Annotated in this window: 9 protein-coding genes and 8 pseudogenes; 5 read left to right on the top strand and 12 right to left on the bottom strand. The window is 61.6% G+C overall.

Translation table 11 applies throughout. From position 1 onward, the window contains the following. Positions 1-9: 9 nt before the first annotated feature. Positions 10-375 carry a DUF4406 domain-containing protein gene (locus ACW4PC_RS19940; protein WP_455874909.1) on the bottom strand — a complete coding sequence of 122 codons (366 nt, stop codon included), beginning with the start codon at positions 373-375 and terminating at the stop codon, positions 10-12. 118 nt (positions 376-493) lie between these two features. Between ACW4PC_RS19940 and ACW4PC_RS19935 the strand changes: the two are divergent. Further along, positions 494-1252, top strand: a pseudogene (locus ACW4PC_RS19935) (DeoR/GlpR family DNA-binding transcription regulator). On the opposite strand, the gene ACW4PC_RS19930 reads toward ACW4PC_RS19935, so the two are convergent. From ACW4PC_RS19930 to ACW4PC_RS19920, 3 genes and pseudogenes are all read right to left on the bottom strand, one after another. Continuing rightward, positions 1227-1982, bottom strand: a complete 756-nt coding sequence (locus tag ACW4PC_RS19930) for a hypothetical protein (RefSeq protein WP_455874908.1) — start codon at positions 1980-1982, stop codon at positions 1227-1229. The pseudogene ACW4PC_RS19935 and the gene ACW4PC_RS19930 sit on opposite strands and share 26 nt — an antisense overlap. 123 nt (positions 1983-2105) lie before the next feature. Then, positions 2106-3115: pseudogene (locus ACW4PC_RS19925) on the bottom strand (asparaginase). Between the two features lie 115 nt (positions 3116-3230). Continuing rightward, positions 3231-3851, bottom strand: a complete 621-nt coding sequence (locus ACW4PC_RS19920; protein WP_239595103.1) for a helix-turn-helix transcriptional regulator — start codon at positions 3849-3851, stop codon at positions 3231-3233. 105 nt (positions 3852-3956) lie between these two features. On the opposite strand from ACW4PC_RS19920, the gene ACW4PC_RS19915 reads away from it, so the two are divergent. Continuing rightward, complete coding sequence (locus tag ACW4PC_RS19915) at positions 3957-5378, top strand: MFS transporter (RefSeq protein ID WP_455874907.1); 1422 nt, start codon at positions 3957-3959, stop codon at positions 5376-5378. A gap of 50 nt (positions 5379-5428) precedes the next feature. Here ACW4PC_RS19915 and ACW4PC_RS19910 read toward each other — a convergent pair whose 3' ends face one another. The 5 genes and pseudogenes from ACW4PC_RS19910 to ACW4PC_RS19890 form a co-directional block, all read right to left on the bottom strand. After that, entirely contained in the window at positions 5429-6202 is a 774-nt protein-coding gene (locus ACW4PC_RS19910; protein WP_455874906.1) for a class I SAM-dependent methyltransferase, read from the bottom strand. A 162-nt stretch (positions 6203-6364) separates the two neighbouring features. Continuing rightward, positions 6365-7377: pseudogene (locus tag ACW4PC_RS19905) on the bottom strand (NAD(P)H-quinone oxidoreductase). Positions 7378-7459: 82 nt separating this feature from the next. Next, a pseudogene (locus tag ACW4PC_RS19900) lies at positions 7460-9331 on the bottom strand (GGDEF domain-containing protein). Between the two features lie 107 nt (positions 9332-9438). After that, positions 9439-9682, bottom strand: a pseudogene (locus ACW4PC_RS19895) (ribbon-helix-helix domain-containing protein). 177 nt (positions 9683-9859) lie between these two features. After that, a complete protein-coding gene (locus ACW4PC_RS19890; protein ID WP_455875072.1) occupies positions 9860-10411 on the bottom strand; it encodes an HdeD family acid-resistance protein in 552 nt (183 codons plus the stop codon). A 149-nt stretch (positions 10412-10560) separates the two neighbouring features. Here ACW4PC_RS19890 and betI point away from each other — a divergent pair. The 3 pseudogenes from betI to betA all read left to right on the top strand — a co-directional run bounded on the left by betI (position 10561) and on the right by betA (position 14394). Then, positions 10561-11149: pseudogene (betI, locus tag ACW4PC_RS19885) on the top strand (transcriptional regulator BetI). 66 nt (positions 11150-11215) lie between these two features. Next, positions 11216-12681 (top strand): annotated as a pseudogene (gene betB, locus ACW4PC_RS19880) (betaine-aldehyde dehydrogenase). A 62-nt stretch (positions 12682-12743) separates the two neighbouring features. Beyond that, positions 12744-14394 (top strand): annotated as a pseudogene (betA, locus tag ACW4PC_RS19875) (choline dehydrogenase). Between the two features lie 39 nt (positions 14395-14433). On the opposite strand, the gene ACW4PC_RS19870 reads toward betA, so the two are convergent. From ACW4PC_RS19870 to ACW4PC_RS19860, 3 genes are read right to left on the bottom strand one after another with little or no spacing between them, the layout of a single operon-like run. After that, the gene (locus tag ACW4PC_RS19870) at positions 14434-14706 is read right to left on the bottom strand and encodes a YlcI/YnfO family protein (protein WP_455874905.1); all 273 of its coding nucleotides are present in this window, start codon (positions 14704-14706) and stop codon (positions 14434-14436) included. A gap of 60 nt (positions 14707-14766) precedes the next feature. Continuing rightward, positions 14767-15132: a PIN domain-containing protein gene (locus tag ACW4PC_RS19865; RefSeq protein ID WP_455874904.1), complete on the bottom strand. Its 366-nt coding sequence runs from the start codon at positions 15130-15132 to the stop codon at positions 14767-14769. Beyond that, a complete protein-coding gene (locus ACW4PC_RS19860; RefSeq protein WP_455874903.1) occupies positions 15126-15290 on the bottom strand; it encodes a CopG family transcriptional regulator in 165 nt (54 codons plus the stop codon). The genes ACW4PC_RS19865 and ACW4PC_RS19860 overlap by 7 nt, the downstream gene beginning before the upstream one ends. Positions 15291-15300: the final 10 nt, after the last annotated feature.

Raw genomic sequence — 15300 nt, 5'->3', positions numbered from 1 at the left:
CCGGCGCAATCACGCGGCTTTCGCCCAGCCCGGCACCTCTTCCAGCTTGTACCAGACCGGAATGCCGCGCTCGCGCGCGATGCGGACGTCGTTGTCGGCACCCTTGGAGTCCCCCGGCAGCCGCAGCACGCCCTCGCAAAGCTCCAAAAGCCGGTGGGCGACGGGGTGGAAGATTTCCTCGTAGAGATCATCGCCGATCGACTTGCCTCCGGCTGCGTTCCAGACCGGCAAGGCCACCCATTCGCCGATCATCGGCACATGGCCCGCCTTGAAGAGCGCGTAAGCCGGTTCCTCCAGTCGCTTCAGGTTGGCCGCCATTTTTCCCGGATCATCGCCGGTTCCGGACCTGTACGGCCCTGCAATCAGGATCAACATCTCAAACTCCATCACTCCCGGCCTCATGCACGGGATTTCACGATAATGCGTGAAATTGCTTGCATGTCGAGTCATTTCAGGCATTATCGTGATAATTCGTTGATTTTCGTGCAGAGCGATGCTGACAACACAACGCAAATCCCTGATCCTCGACATCCTGCGCCGTGACGGCCAGGTCATCGCCAAGCGCGTCGCCGAAGATTTAGCGCTGTCGGAAGACACGATCCGGCGCGACCTGCGGGAGATGGCGGCTGACGGGCTCTTGAACCGGGTGCATGGCGGCGCAATGCCGATTGCGCCCGACCTGCCAAATTTCTCGGCGCGGGCGGAGCGTTTCGTCCGATGCCAAGCAGCGGCTCGGCGCGCAGGGCGGTGCAAATGGTGAAAGCGGGGCAGATGATCTTTCTCGACGGCGGGACGACGACGGCGGAGATCGCCCGGTATCTGCCACGCGACATCGCCTTTACCGTCGCAACGCATAGCCCGACGATCGCGGCGGAACTGGAGCATCACCCGACCCGCCGACATCATTCTCACAGGCGGGCGGCTCTACAAGCACTCGATGGTGGCAACCGGCGCTGCGGCCATGGCGGCGATCTCGCAGCTTAGACCCGATATCTTCTTCCTCGGCGTCACCGCCGCCCATCCCGTGCACGGGCTCTCCACGGGCGACTTCGAGGAGGCGGCGATCAAGCGCCATATCGCCCGTTGCGCGGCCGAAACATATGTCCTGCTGACCGAGGAGAAATTCGATCTCGTTTCGCCCTGCGCTGTGCTCGGCATTGCCGATGTTGCCGGACTGATCGTTTCGGCGGGAATGCCGGAAGAGCGGCTTGCGCCCTACCGGGCGCTCAATGCCGCGATCCTCGAAGCATGAAGGGCACCGCGAGCCGCGCGAAGTCCTGCGGCAGCAGGCTTGCGGAGAGAGCCGCCACGAAGAGCGCCAGCATTGCATATGCCGGCATCATGCTACCGGTTCCGAGATCGAAGATTGCCGCCAAAAGCGGCTGGAACGCGGCGATCGTCGAGGCGATCCACGGCATGCCGAGCATGCGCGCCGGGAGGGCACCGAAGCCTGGCGTTTCCGCGATTGCCGCAAGCACGCCGTAGCCCGCGGCAACCCAGATGACGGCCCGCAGCCAGGCCCGTTGGCCAAAAGGGAACCATCCTCCCTCTTCGAAGGCGATGAAGAGATAACCGCAGAACACCGTGACGAAGAGGAAGGCCACCGGCAGGCTTTCGACGACCATTTCCGGCCGCAACTGGCCCGTCCAGCCGCCCGCGAGAATCCCCGGGAAGGCCGCCGACGCCGAAAACCAGACAAGCGCGACAGGCGCCCAGAGCCAGTTGACCGACAGGTAATGCAAACGGGCGAATGTGCAGATCACCATGATTGCCCCCGCAAGCCCAATACCCGAAGGCTTCATCGCGCCGGACATGGCAAGCACGATCGGCCCGCAGGAACCGGCGATCTCGGCGCAGCCGGACATGGCGACGATCGCCCAGGTCACGTAATCGAAGCACATGGAAAAGAACAGGAAGATCGCGACGGCGATCAGCATCCACCAGAGATAGCGGCCTGCAAACATATCCTGCCCTCGCGGCATGGGTTGAACGCCGCACCATAGTAGGACAAATGCGCCGCCGCGCATCTCCTCTCGCAGGATTTGGTTTAACCTATATTAGGAATTGCTGATCATCCGAAACAGCCTGTGCCGTAACGGCACGGCCTATGCGAGAAGCGCAGCCGTGACGCGAATGTCGCCGACATGGATGCCGTTCCAATTGTGCATCGGCTTGACGCCCATCGAAATCAGCTTCGCGTGAACCGCGCTGCCCCTTTCGAAGAACCGGGCGAGTGCTGCCGCCACCATGGCCTCGGCGGCGCGAGTCGTCCCGTCCTCGCACTTTACGGCGATCGAGATCCCTTCTTCGGGAATTGCAGCGCAGAAGACGCCCTCGGCGCCGGTCTTGGCGAAAATCCTGCCCGGCGCGATCTGCATCAGCTCGGTGCAGGCGCGGCCCGTACCCGCGACATAGAAGGGCTCCGCCATGCAGGCGTCGAACAGGCGGCGGGAGGCCTTGGCGCGCAGCGGTTCAAGGCCATTGCCGGTCGCCATCTTGGCAAAGCCATGCGCGAGGCCGCGGAGCGGCACGGCATAGGTCGGGATCGAGCAGCCGTCGGTGCCGCAATTATCGCGGCCGAGCACGGCGCCGGTGAGGCTCTCCATCGTACCGCGTAGCTCTTGCTGCAGCGGGTGGTCGTAGCCGGCATAGCCCTTCGGATCAATATCCTGATGGCAGCAGGCGCAGACGAAGCCTGCATGCTTGCCGGAACAATTGTTGTGGAGCGCCGTCGGCGCTGTGATCGTGCGCGCCTGGTGGATCAGAGTCTTGCGGTCCGATGACCAGTCGGGCACTCGCATTCCAGCGTTTCGACGCTCCCTCCAGCGCGCGCCAGCATGGAGGCGGCAAGCGCCACATGCTCGTCCTCGCCGTTATGGGAAGAACAGGCGAGCGCCAGTTCCTTGTTGCCAAAGCCATAGGCATCGGCCGCACCACTTTCGACCAGCGGCAGCGCCTGCATAGCCTTGCAGGAAGACCGCGGGAAAACGCCGGCATCGATTTCGCCAAGCCCGAAGACGACCTTGCCATCGCCGTCGACGGCAACGACCGTGCCGCGATGGCAGCTTTCGACGAGCGAGCCGCGCGTGACTTCGACAGTGACGGGATTGGACATGGGCAGGAATCCGGATCGGTTTTTGGGGAGAGCAAAGCCATAGCGCGTTGCGCCGATAAAGCAATGCCTTTTGGCCGCGCTGCGGCGCGATTGCATTCCCGTTTCGTCCCGAAGCCTAAAGCGGACTGATCCGGTAGGCGCAGCGGCGGGCGCCAAGGAGAATGTGCTCGGACCGCTCGACATTGGCGCCAAGCACATTGCGGAAGGTCTCGAGCTCGGAACGGCAAAAGCCGGCGCAGGCCCGGGCCGCCGCACAGATGGCGCAGTGGTTTTCGACGAGCATAAACGTGCCGTCCTCTTCCATCCAGCTATCGGCCATGTAACCTTCGCGCGTCCGGATCGCTGTCAGCTGGCGGATGCGCAGAGCGAGATCGGAAGCCGAGACCTCCTCGCGATAGCGCTTCACGGTTTCTGCCTCGCGTGCCGATATGATGGTATCCAGGGCATCCCTGCCGAGCGTCTTGACCATGGTGCTCAGAAGGGTCGCGGTCAATTCCGCGTGGCCGTCCGGAAAGGTCTGATTACCGGCCAGGGTCAGATGCCAGAGCTGGCCCGGCCGTCCTCTGCCCGAACCCGGCTCGGTCAGCGGCTCGACAAGACCGTCCTCGGCAAGCTTCGTCAGGTGCTGGCGCGCCGCTTCAGAAGTGATGCCCAGCACATCGCCGATCGACGCTGCGCGCTGCGGCCCTTCGGTCTTTAGCAGAAGCAGAATGCGGTTGGCAGGCGATTGACGCATTTATTTTTCCAAGTCGTTGCTTGCTTTAATGAGTCAGGCATGTAATTTTCCAATTTATAACTTGGAAAATAATGATCCGCTAGCGAAAACATCAAGGTAATTGTCATGACCAGTGCCGATCAGGCCGCTGCGCCGCAGTCATCCGTCTTCCAGCTTTTCACGCCGTCCGTGCTGCCCGCCACGCTGATGCTCGGCGGCGGAGTGACGCTTTATGCAATCGAGAGCTATATCACCGCCACAGTCGCCCCCTCGATCGTCCGCGATATCGGCGGCTTGCCGCTACTTGCCTGGGTGACGACGCTCTTCGTTGCCGCCGCCGTGCTCGGCTCGATCTTCGTCGCCATGCGGCCGCGCGGTATGGGCTTGCGCGGCGCCTATGTCTGCGGCGCCTTGATTTTCGCAACAGGCAGCCTCATCTGCGCCGCCGCACCTGTCATGGAAGTGGTGCTCGTCGGGCGCGCCGTTCAGGGTTTCGGCGCCGGCATCCTTGCCGCGCTTGCCTATGCTTTCGTCCGCTTCGCCTATCCGGAGCCGCTCTGGCCAAAAGCCTCCACGCTCTATGCAGCGATCTGGGGTGTTGCGACCCTACTCGGGCCGACTGCAGGCGGCCTGTTTTCGCAAGGGAGTGCGTGGCGATACGCCTTCATCATCATCGTGCCGCTCGGTCTGCTGATGGCCGTTCTTGCGCCATGGCTGCTACCGAAAGCGACGGACGACCGCGCCCACGGCAAGACGCCGGCCTTGCAGATCTGCCTGCTGCTTGTCGCCGTGCTGTTCGTCAGCATCGCAGGCACCGTCGAGCATATGGTCCCGAAGGCTGCGCTGATTGCCGTTTCCGTCCTCTCGATTTCACTGATGCTGATGACGGAACGTCGAGGCAACAACCGGCTTCTGCCGACCGGCGCGGTCATGCTCGCAAAGCCGGTTGCGCGCGTCTACCTCATCATGTTTGCGCTGCTGTTCATCCTCGTCAGCGACATCTATATTCCCTATTTCCTGCAGACCCTGCATGGCGTGACGCCGCTGATTTCCGGCTATCTGACCGCCCTTGTCGCGCTCGGATGGACGATCGCCGCCTTCTTCAGCGGCTCTCTGACCGGCAGGCGCGCGAGCAACGCAATCGTCGCCGGCTGTATCATCGAAGCGCTGGCGACCGTTTTCCTGGCGATCTTTCTCGCCCGAGACAACCAGATGGCGAGCCTTGCAATTCTCGGACCGGCGGCTGTCGCAATGCTGATGATGGGTTTCGGTGTCGGCCTCGGATGGGCGCATCTGGTGACAAAGGTGCTGCGCCTTGTCAGCAGCGCCGAGCAGGACAAGGCATCGGCAGCGATCTCCACCGTGCAGTCGCTCGGCGGCGCTTTCGGCGCGGCGGTCGCTGGCGTCATTGCCAACAGCACAGGGCTCGTCACACCGGGCGGCATTGCCGGCGCCATCTCGGCGGCCCACTGGCTCTACGCCGCCATGGCGCTCCCCGGCATCGTCACGATTGCGGCGGCACTGACGCTGAGAGAAGGCCGAAATTGAAAAGAGGCGCCTCGGGGCGCCTCTTCCATGAATGAGAGTTTCGCGCGATCTCAGGCGACGCTGCGCTCCGGCTCTTGCTGGACAGCCTGCTGCTTCACGCCGAGATAAAGAACGGAGCGGAGGCCGATGCCGTAGGTCTCGCAGACTTCGGGCGTCAGGAACTCACTGACCGGAACCTCCTGCACCGCAAGGCCTGACCGCCGAATCACATCGACGAATCCCGGCTTCGAGAAGATGCGCACATGGTCATCCTGGCCGAAATGCTGCCAGCGCCCCTCAGGCGTCGTCACTTCGGGATTTTCATAGTTGTCCTGGATCGACAGGCAGATCGGCGCCATCAGGATGGCAATGCTGTCCTGCTTGAGAACACGCCGTATTTCTGAGGTGGCGCGCACCGGATCGTCGACGTGTTCGAGCACGTGCGAGCACAGAACGAAATCGAAAGTTTCGTCCGCATAAGGCAGATTGTGAATGTCCGCCTTGTCGTCCGCCTCTGGCATATACATGTCGCAGCTGCGATAGAAGATGTGCGGATGGCTTTTCAGCCAGAAGCTCAAAGAGCGGCCTGGGGCGATATCCAGAAACCGGAACGGCTGCGCCTGGTTGAGGCGCTGAAACACAGGCGTCAGGAACAGGGCATAGAGCCTGTCGCGGTCGCTCGAGTGACAGTTGGGGCAACTATAGGCCTGATGATTGATCGTTTCGAATTCATCGACCCCATAAGGAAAGCCATGTTCGGTCGCCTTGTCGATATAATACCGCGGAAGCGGTACGAAATGCGGAATCCTGCTGCGGCAGATGGGGCAAGAGTGGAATAGAGCCATTGCATTCCTCGTGGGGACCGTACGACGCGCAATCAACGCCACATCAAGATGCGCAGTTCGAGGGCCGGGTTTCGCTCAGACGACAGTTCAGCGACCCCGGAGACTCTACGTACGGCCAGGATCAGTTTTACCTTGTGCACCGATGCTGGTCCGAAGCTGACCTCAAACGGTCAGCGTGATCTTGCCGATATGGCTGCTCGTTTCCATCAGCCGGTGCGCTTCGACGACCTCTTCGAAGGCAAAGGCCCTGTGGATGACGGGGGCGACCTTGCCGGCTTCGAGGAGCGGCCAGACCTCGGAGAAAAGGTCGTCGCGGATGGCGCGCTTTTCTTCCGCCGTGCGCGGGCGCATGGTGGAGCCGGTGACGGTGAGGCGCTTGACCATGATCGGCGCGAGATTGACCTTTTCAGCCGACCGCGCCGCCCAGCAAGGCGATGATCGACAGGCAGCCATCCCTGGCGAGCGATGCGATGTTCTTTTCGAAATAGGCAGCGCCGATCATGTCGAGTACGACATCGACGCCGCTGCCGCCGGTCTCGGCCTTGATGACCTCGGCGAAATCCTCACTCCTGTAGTTGATCGCGCGCTTGGCGCCGAGCTTCTCGCAGGCCTCGCATTTCTCCGCCGAGCCCGCCGTCGCATAGACCTCGGCGCCGAAGGCGCGGGCCAGCTGGATCGCCGTCGTGCCGATGCCGCTGGAGCCGCCGTGGATCAGCACGCTTTCGCCCTTCCGTCAGGCCGGCCATCTGGAAGAGATTGGCCCAGACGGTGAAGAAGGTCTCGGGCAAGGCTGCCGCTTTCACCGCGTCGTAGCCCTTCGGGAACGGGCAGGACCTGGCCAGCGGGCAGCAGGCAATATTCGGCATAGGCGCCGCCATTGGCGAGGCCGCAGACCTTGTCGCCGACCGCAGTATCCGGCGACGCCCGAACCGAGCGCGACCACTTCGCCGGACAAGTTCGAGGCCGAGGATCGGGCTTGCATCCTTCGGCGGCGGGTATGTTGCCCTGGCGCTGCGCCACATCCGGGCGGTTGACGCCGATCGCCTGCATCGCGACACCAGGATCTGCCCCTCGCCGGGCACCGGAACAGGTCCGCTCGCGAATCGCTCATCACCTCCGGCGCCGCCGAAGCGACGGCAGGTCGACGAAACGCATGTTTCGCTGGGCAAGGGCATGACCGGTCTCCTCCTTGTCCGGAAGCACCAGGAGATGAATTCAGCGCCCGGTGCTTGGGAAGGTGAGAATGTGGCAAAGGCGTCAATTCGCCTCGCCCAGCGGATGGAAGATCGAACCCGTCGGCACTTTCCTTCGCTGTCGGCCTTGATGTGCGCGATTTCGGCGCTGACACGATTGATGTCGTCGATCACCAAGCCTTCCGGCAGCTCAAGGACGCCGATCGAGCAGCGCATCAGCGGGAAGCAGCGCTTCCGCGCCGGCGCGGTCATGACCGCGAATGCAGCCGGCGGCGCGGTCCTCGTCGGAATAGAGATCGCGCGACATCGTCGTGAAAATCGCTGATGCAGCCGGTCAAGGATCTCCGTCAGTTCCTCCTTCGTCCAGTCCGACGACGCCGATGAAGAAGTCGTCGCCGCCGACATGGCCGAGGAAATGACGCTCGGCGAAGAAGTAACGGCGCATCAGCGCGGCGAAGAGCGAGATCGCGTGGTCGCCGAGATGAAAGCCGTAAGCATCGTTGAACGGCTTGAAGTTGTCGAAGTCGCAATAGCAGAAGATGCGTACCTCGTCGCCGTCGCGAGCTGGCTTGGCGCATGAAATCGCGGATGGCGCGGTTGCCTGGCAGGCCGGTCAGCGGGTTCTGGTCCTGCGCGGTCTTCAGCTGCTTTTCGTTGATGACCTTGATCAGCGAGGCAGCGGAGACGACGCCGGCATAGCGCATGTTGTCCGTAAGGATCAAGCAGTTGCTGCCTTCCATATTGGCGAAGATCGTCATCAGCTGCTCGGCGTCGGAATCGAGGCCGACGATCGGCGCCATTTCGACGAAGTGTGAAATGCGTGCGGCTCATAGACCTTGTTCTTCAGGAGATCGCGGCCGAAGGGCTGGTAGATATATTCCTTGAGATGGTGCTCGTGGATGATGCCGCGCGGCTCGCCATTGGCGTTAAGATACCGGGAAGAAGGCCTGGCGCGGATTGCGGCGGAAGAGCTCGAAGACGCGTGTCGATGCTGTCGTTCTCGTAGACTGTCGGCAGCACTTCGATCTGCTTGCGGATAAGGATTTCATCGAGCGATCTGCGCTGCTGCGCTTGCTCTTGCCGAGATCCTGCAGATGCGGAGAACGACGACACGCAGCTCGGAGGTGATGCGGCGTCGGCCGGGCGATCGAACCAGCCCTGGACGAGATCGACGCCATATTCGCGGCAGGCGAGGAATTCCGCTTCGGTTTCGATGCCTTCCGCGATCACCCGGGTGCCGAGCACATGGGCGATGTTGACGATGTTGCTTCAACAGGTGGCGCTTGCGCGGCTTGCGGTCGATGTCGGCGACGAAGTGGCGGTCGATCTTGCAGGTAATCGACGGCATAGTCGCAGAGCAGCTTCATCTCGCCGTGACCGACGCCGAAGTCGTCGATTGCCAGCTTGAAGCCGGTCTTGCGGAGCTTGGAAACCAGCGCCGTGAATTCCGGCACGCTGGTATTGTCGAAACGCTCGGAGAATTCGAAGCAGACCGAGGACGGCGGGATGTTGGCCGGCCTTCAGGTGCTGGAGGAGGGTTTCAACCAGGCGGTCGCCGTGCGGGATCAGCCGGACGTCGAGATTGAGGAAAAGCGTCGAGGTCGAATAATTGCCGAGCGTCGCAAACTTGGCGAGCGCCCGGCTGGCGACCATCTGCTCCAGCTGCAGCAGCTGGGCGGCGCGATGCGCCTCATCGAGGATTTCGACAGGGGAATCGAAGCCGATGCGTTCCTGCCCGCGCATCAGGGACTCGTAGCCGAAGACCGTGCCCGTCCCTGCTTCGACAATTGGCTGGAAAGCATTTTCGATGACGAGTTTCGCGAGGGTCACGATCTGATCGCTGGCATAACGGCGCAATGACGCCCGGTTCGACGGCGGCAGCCGAAAGACATGTCCAAATTCTCCACTGTGAAGTCTTCTTTTTCGCAGCGAAAATGGTGAAAAAGCATCAACGAACCCTTTCGCCAATGTGAAATTTTTGTGAAAGTTGTGTGACCGGAATGTTTCAGCATTCCGATCAATGGCTTAGGTCGCCGACGCCTATCAGGCGGATCGGCGGCGCTCCGCTTCGTGATCGGCAAACATATCTGCAACGCAGCGGCCTCCACTCGCGCGGTCTTCGTCATTTAGAACGTCATTGCGGATATTCTGCGAGCTTGCGGGCGGCATCCCAGAGACGCAGCGCCTCACGGACAACCTCGCTGCTCGATGCATAGCCGCCATGATCGACGGCATCGCGAATGCCTGCTGCCTGGACCGGTGATATGGAAACTGTGACCATTGGCATGAACTTCCTCCCTTCGTTTATCTATGGACAGAACCTGCCCTACGCGGGATGCATGACCACTCATGACATCTGTTCCGGCAATGTCGTCTGCCGGCGCCTTGGTTATCTGAATCTTTAGTCCCGCCTCACATGCTTGTCAAAAAAGAAACATTCCGTGAGCACAGCCTGTGGACAGCCTCACTGCACGCTTCGAAGGCCGATGCCGAACGCAATCATCGTCCATCCCTGCAGAATAAGATCGACCGCGAGGAAAAGTCCGAGGACCCAGAGGCTGTTCACCGGCCAGCCGAGCGCGATGATAAAGCCTGCGAGCGCGGTGACCACGCCGCTTACGACAATCCAGCCCCAGCCCTTGAGCGGCTTCATGCGGCGGCCGATAAAGACGCGGAAGACGCCGGCGACAAGCAGAGCGACGGCCAGAAAGAGCGTCAGAGCAGCGGAGGTAAGGATCGGATTGATGAAGGCGAATATGCCTGCGAGGACGTAAAGTACACCGCTCAGCGCCCAGAAAAGGATATGCTCCCAGCCGCGCACCTGAAAGGCGTGGATGAGATAGACGATCCCCCCGAAGACCATCAGCATTCCCACGGAGTAGACCGACACCACGGTGGCAAGAAGCAGATTTCCGACCGCGATCAGGCCGCAGATCAACAGCAGCACGCCGAGGCCCACGAACCATATCCATTTCGACTGCAGGGACGAGGACGGCGCTCCATCGAAGACGCTCAGCCATGACACACCTCCTGATAGCTTTTCATATGCTGCAGAATTGCGGGCCGGAAAGGGTTGAGGCTTCTCTAATTCCGTCAAAAGGATTTTTGTTGATTGATCAGTCAATCAAAAATAGTATGTGCTGAACTGTCAAGGAGCTGGCCCTCATGCCGAAAATCGGAATGGAACCTCTACGCCGAAAGGCGCTCGTCGACGCTGCACTGCGCGTAATCGCGCGATCACGGCTCGCTGAGCGTCACCATGTCCGATATCGCCCGCCAGGCCGGCGTGTCGCCAGCCCTTGCGCACCACTATTTCGGCAGCAAGGAGCAACTGCTGATCGAGACGATCCGTTCGCTGCTCAGGCAGCTGCGTGACGACACGGTGACGGCGCTGAAGGCTGGCCGTACACCACGCGAAAAGCTCTCTGCCGTCATCCGCGTCAGCTTCCAGGCCGATCAGTTCGCGCCGGAAACGATCGCCGCATGGCTCGCCTTCTATGCCGAGGCGCAGCGCTCGGAAGAGACGCGCCGTTTCCTCGTGCATCTATGCCCGCCGGCTGCGTTCGAACCTGCTGGCCAACCTCAAGAAACTTTGCCCGCCGGATGCCGCAGGACGCATCGCCGAAGGCGCTGCTGCGATGATCGACGGGCTCTATATCCGCCAAAGTCTGAAATCCGCGCCGATCAACATCGAGGCTTCGCATCGGCGCTGACGGAGGATTATGTGACGATGCAATTAGGGGGGATCGAATGAGGCTAACCGCACAGGAATGAGGAGCCTTATTTTTGACCCTGTCGGACAAAGCAAAGCGATTGAACTATGAAAGCCCAGCCGAAAGCGTCGCACTTCATTGACGGCGAATATGTCGAGGACGAAGCGGGCAGCGTCATCGAAAGCATTTATCCCGGCAACCGGCGAAGTGATCGCGCGGCTGCATGCGGCAACGCCTGCCATCGTCGAGAAAGCGATCGCGGCTGCCAAGCGCGCACAGCCGGAATGGGCGGCGATGAGCCCGACGGCCCGCGGCCGCATCCTGAAGCGCGCCGCCGAGATCATGCGCGAGCGCAATCGCGAGCTTTCCGAGCTCGAAACGCTCGATACCGGCAAGCCGATCCAGGAAACGATCGTCGCGGATCCGACGTCGGGCGCCGACAGCTTTCGAGTTCTTCGGCGGCATCGCAGCAGCCGGCCTCAACGGCTCCTATATCCCGCTCGGAGGCGATTTCGCCTATACGAAGCGCGTGCCGCTCGGCGTCTGCGTCGGCATCGGCGCCTGGAACTATCCGCAGCAGATCGCCTGCTGGAAAGGCGGCGCCGGCGCTGATCGCCGGCAATGCGATGGTCTTCAAGCCCTCGGAAAACACGCCACTCGGCGCGCTGAAGATTGCCGAAATCCTGCACGAAGCAGGCCTGCCGAAGGGCCTTTACAATGTGATCCAGGGAGACCGCGACACTGGCCCGCTGCTCGTCAACCATAAGGACGTGGCAAAGGTGTCGCTCACCGGCTCGGTGCCGACCGGCCGCAAGGTCGCCGCCTCCGCCGCAGGCCACCTCAAACATGTGACGATGGAGCTCGGCGGCAAGTCGCCGCTGATCGTCTTCGACGATGCCGATATCGACAGCGCAATCGGCGGCGCCATGCTCGGCAACTTCTATTCGACGGGCCAGGTCTGCTCGAACGGCACCCGCGTCTTTGTCCAGCGGAAGATCAAGGGCGAGTTCCTGAAGCGGCTGAAGGCCCGCACCGAGGCGATCCTGATCGGCGACCCGATGGACGAGGCGACGCAGCTCGGCCCGATGGTTTCCTTCGACCAGCGACAGAAGGTCTTCAGCTACATCGACAAGGGCAAGGCCGAGGGTGCGACACTCGTCACCGGCGGCGGCATTCCGAACAATGTCTCCGGCGAAGGCTATTACGTCCAGCCGACCGTGTTTGCCGACGTGACGGACGGCATGACCATTGCCCGCGAGGAGATCTTCGGGCCGGTGATGTGCGTGCTCGATTTCGACGACGAAGCCGAAGTCATCGCACGTGCGAACGCCACCGAATTCGGCCTTTCGGGTGGCGTCTTCACCGCCGATCTGACGCGCGCCCACCGCGTCGCCGACCAACTCGAGGCGGGCACGCTCTGGATCAACACCTACAATCTCTGCCCGGTCGAAATTCCCTTCGGCGGCTCGAAGCAATCCGGTTTCGGCGGGAGAACTCGCTTGCGGCGCTGGAGCATTATTCGGAGTTGAAAACGGTTTACGTGAACATGGGGCCGGTAGCGGCGCCTTATTGAGAAGAGGCCGAAGCCCTCCCGCTTGTGGGGAGGGGAAGGCCAACACCTACTGAGTGTACATCATGCAAGCAGACTTCGTCATCATAGGCTCCGGCTCGGCAGGGTCGGCCCTCGCCTATCGTCTCTCGGAAGACGGCAGAAACAGCGTGATCGTCATCGAGGCGGGCGGCAGCGACTTCGGGCCGTTCATCCAGATGCCGGCAGCCCTTGCTTGGCCGATGAGCATGAGGCGCTACAACTGGGGCTACCTCTCCGAACCCGAACCGAACCTCAACGGCCGGCGCATCACCGCGCCGCGCGGCAAGGTGATCGGCGGATCCTCCTCGATCAACGGCATGGTCTATGTGCGCGGCCATGCCGAGGACTACAACCGTTGGGAAGAGCTCGGCGCCAACGGCTGGGCCTATGCAGACGTGCTGCCCTACTTCAAGCGCATGGAGCATTCGCACGGCGGCGAGGAAGGCTGGCGCGGCACCGACGGCCCGCTGCATGTGCAACGCGGCGGCTTTCGCAACCCGCTGTTCCATGCATTCATCGAAGCCGGCAAGCAGGCGGGTTTCGAGGCGACGGACGACTACAACGGCTCAAAGCAGGAAGGCTTCGGGCTGATGGAGCAGACCATCTTCCGCGGCCGTCGCTGGTCTGCGGCGAGCGCCTATCTGAAGCCGGCGCTGAGGCGGCCGAATGTCGACATCGCCTACGGTATGGCGCGCAGGATCGTTATCGAGAACGGCCGCGCGACCGGCGTCGAGATCGAGCGCCGCGGCAAGGTCGAAATCATCAAGGCGAACCGCGAGGTGATCGTTTCCGCCTCATCCTTCAACTCGCCGAAGCTCTTGATGCTTTCCGGTATAGGCCCTGGCGCTCACTTGCGGGAGCACGGCATCGAGGTGAAGGCCGACCGGCCAGGCGTCGGCGCCAACCTGCAGGACCATATGGAATTCTATTTCCAGCAGGTCAGCACCAAGCCGGTTTCGCTCTATTCCTGGCTGCCATGGTTCTGGCAGGGCGTGGCGGGCGCGCAATGGATGTTCACGAGATCCGGCCTCGGCACCTCCAACCAGTTCGAAGCCTGCGCCTTCCTGCGCTCGGCAGCCGGCATCAAGCAGCCGGACATCCAGTATCACTTCCTGCCGGTGGCGATCAGCTATGACGGCAAGGCGGCGGCGAAGAGCCACGGCTTTCAGGTGCATGTCGGCTACAATCTCTCGAAGTCGCGCGGGTCCGTCACCCTGCGCTCGCCCGATCCGAAGGCCGACCCCATCATCCGCTTCAACTATATGAGTCATCCGGATGACTGGGAGAAATTCCGCCACTGTGTGCGCCTCACCCGCGAGATCTTCGGCCAGCAGGCTTTCGACCCCTATCGAGGGGCGGAAATCCAGCCGGGTGAGAAGGTGCAGACGGACGACGAGATTGACGGCTTCCTGCGCGAGCATCTGGAAAGCGCCTACCATCCCTGCGGCACCTGCAAGCTGGGCGCTAAGAACGACCCGATGGCCGTGATCGACCCGGAGACGCGCGTCATCGGGGTCGACGGCCTGCGCGTGGCCGACTCGCTCGATCTTCCCACACATCACCTACGGCAACCTCAACGGCCCCTCGATCATGACCGGCGAGAAGGCGGCGGACCATATCCTGGGCAAGCAGCCGCTGCCGCGCTCGAACCAAGAGCCCTGGGTCAATCCGCGCTGGGCCCTGAGCGACCGGTAATCAGAGCCGGTGCTTCGTCCGTATAACGGACCTCGTAATTCATCTTTCTCTTGCAGCTTCGGGTGCATCGAGTTTCGCTCTAATCATTCCGAGCGCCTCCTCGGAAGAATGATCGGGTCCGGTCCATCCAGCTTCGTCTCGTAAAGCGAGACCGCGAGCGATAAATTCCATCTTCGTCTTCCGAAAGTCGATCTGGCGCCGCACCCCGCTTTCGAGGAAGGCGGAAAGCGTTTCCCCTTCCTCCAGCACGCTTTCGGCGGCAGCGCGCAGCTCGGAATCGAAGCGAAGCGACGGAAGGGACGCGGTTTTCATGGCCAACCGCATGCCTTGCAATTGCGATGCAATTTATCCGTCTTTTTTGACGTTCTCAAATCAACGCAGATATGGGACGCGGATTCCAGGATTATCCGGCCGAAAGTCCTTGGTGATGCGCGTCACCAGGAGCAACCCATGCGTATCGGCGGTCGACCAGATTACCGCGTCCGGAAATTTGATCCGGTGGCGCTGTCCTAAGCGAACAGCGCCTTCCGCTATCGCATTATCAACCGCGATGATCTGGAAGTTATTCAAGAAGCTTCGCGTCGCTGCTTCGACGTCGGGATCAGCGCCAATCAACACCTCCATCCAAGTGATGATGCTGATGGCACGGCGTCCATAGCGGTCAAGCTCGTCGCGGGCTTCCGGTATGGCGTTGTGATAGTCGATAAGGATGTTCGTATCGAAGAGCGGTTTCACCATTCGCTTCGAACTTTATCCTGGTATTCGAGCCCATCGATCTTTCTATTACCCCAGAGCCGGAAAGCTTCTGCCTCCTTTGTCCGATCATGACGATCCAGAAAATCGTTGACGGCTTTGCGGATGAGCGAGGCGCGGGAAACCTTCTCGCTCTTCACCATCTTATCGCAC

The organism is Rhizobium yanglingense (genome assembly GCF_977109285.1).
This window is presented reverse-complemented; position numbering and strand designations above follow the sequence as displayed.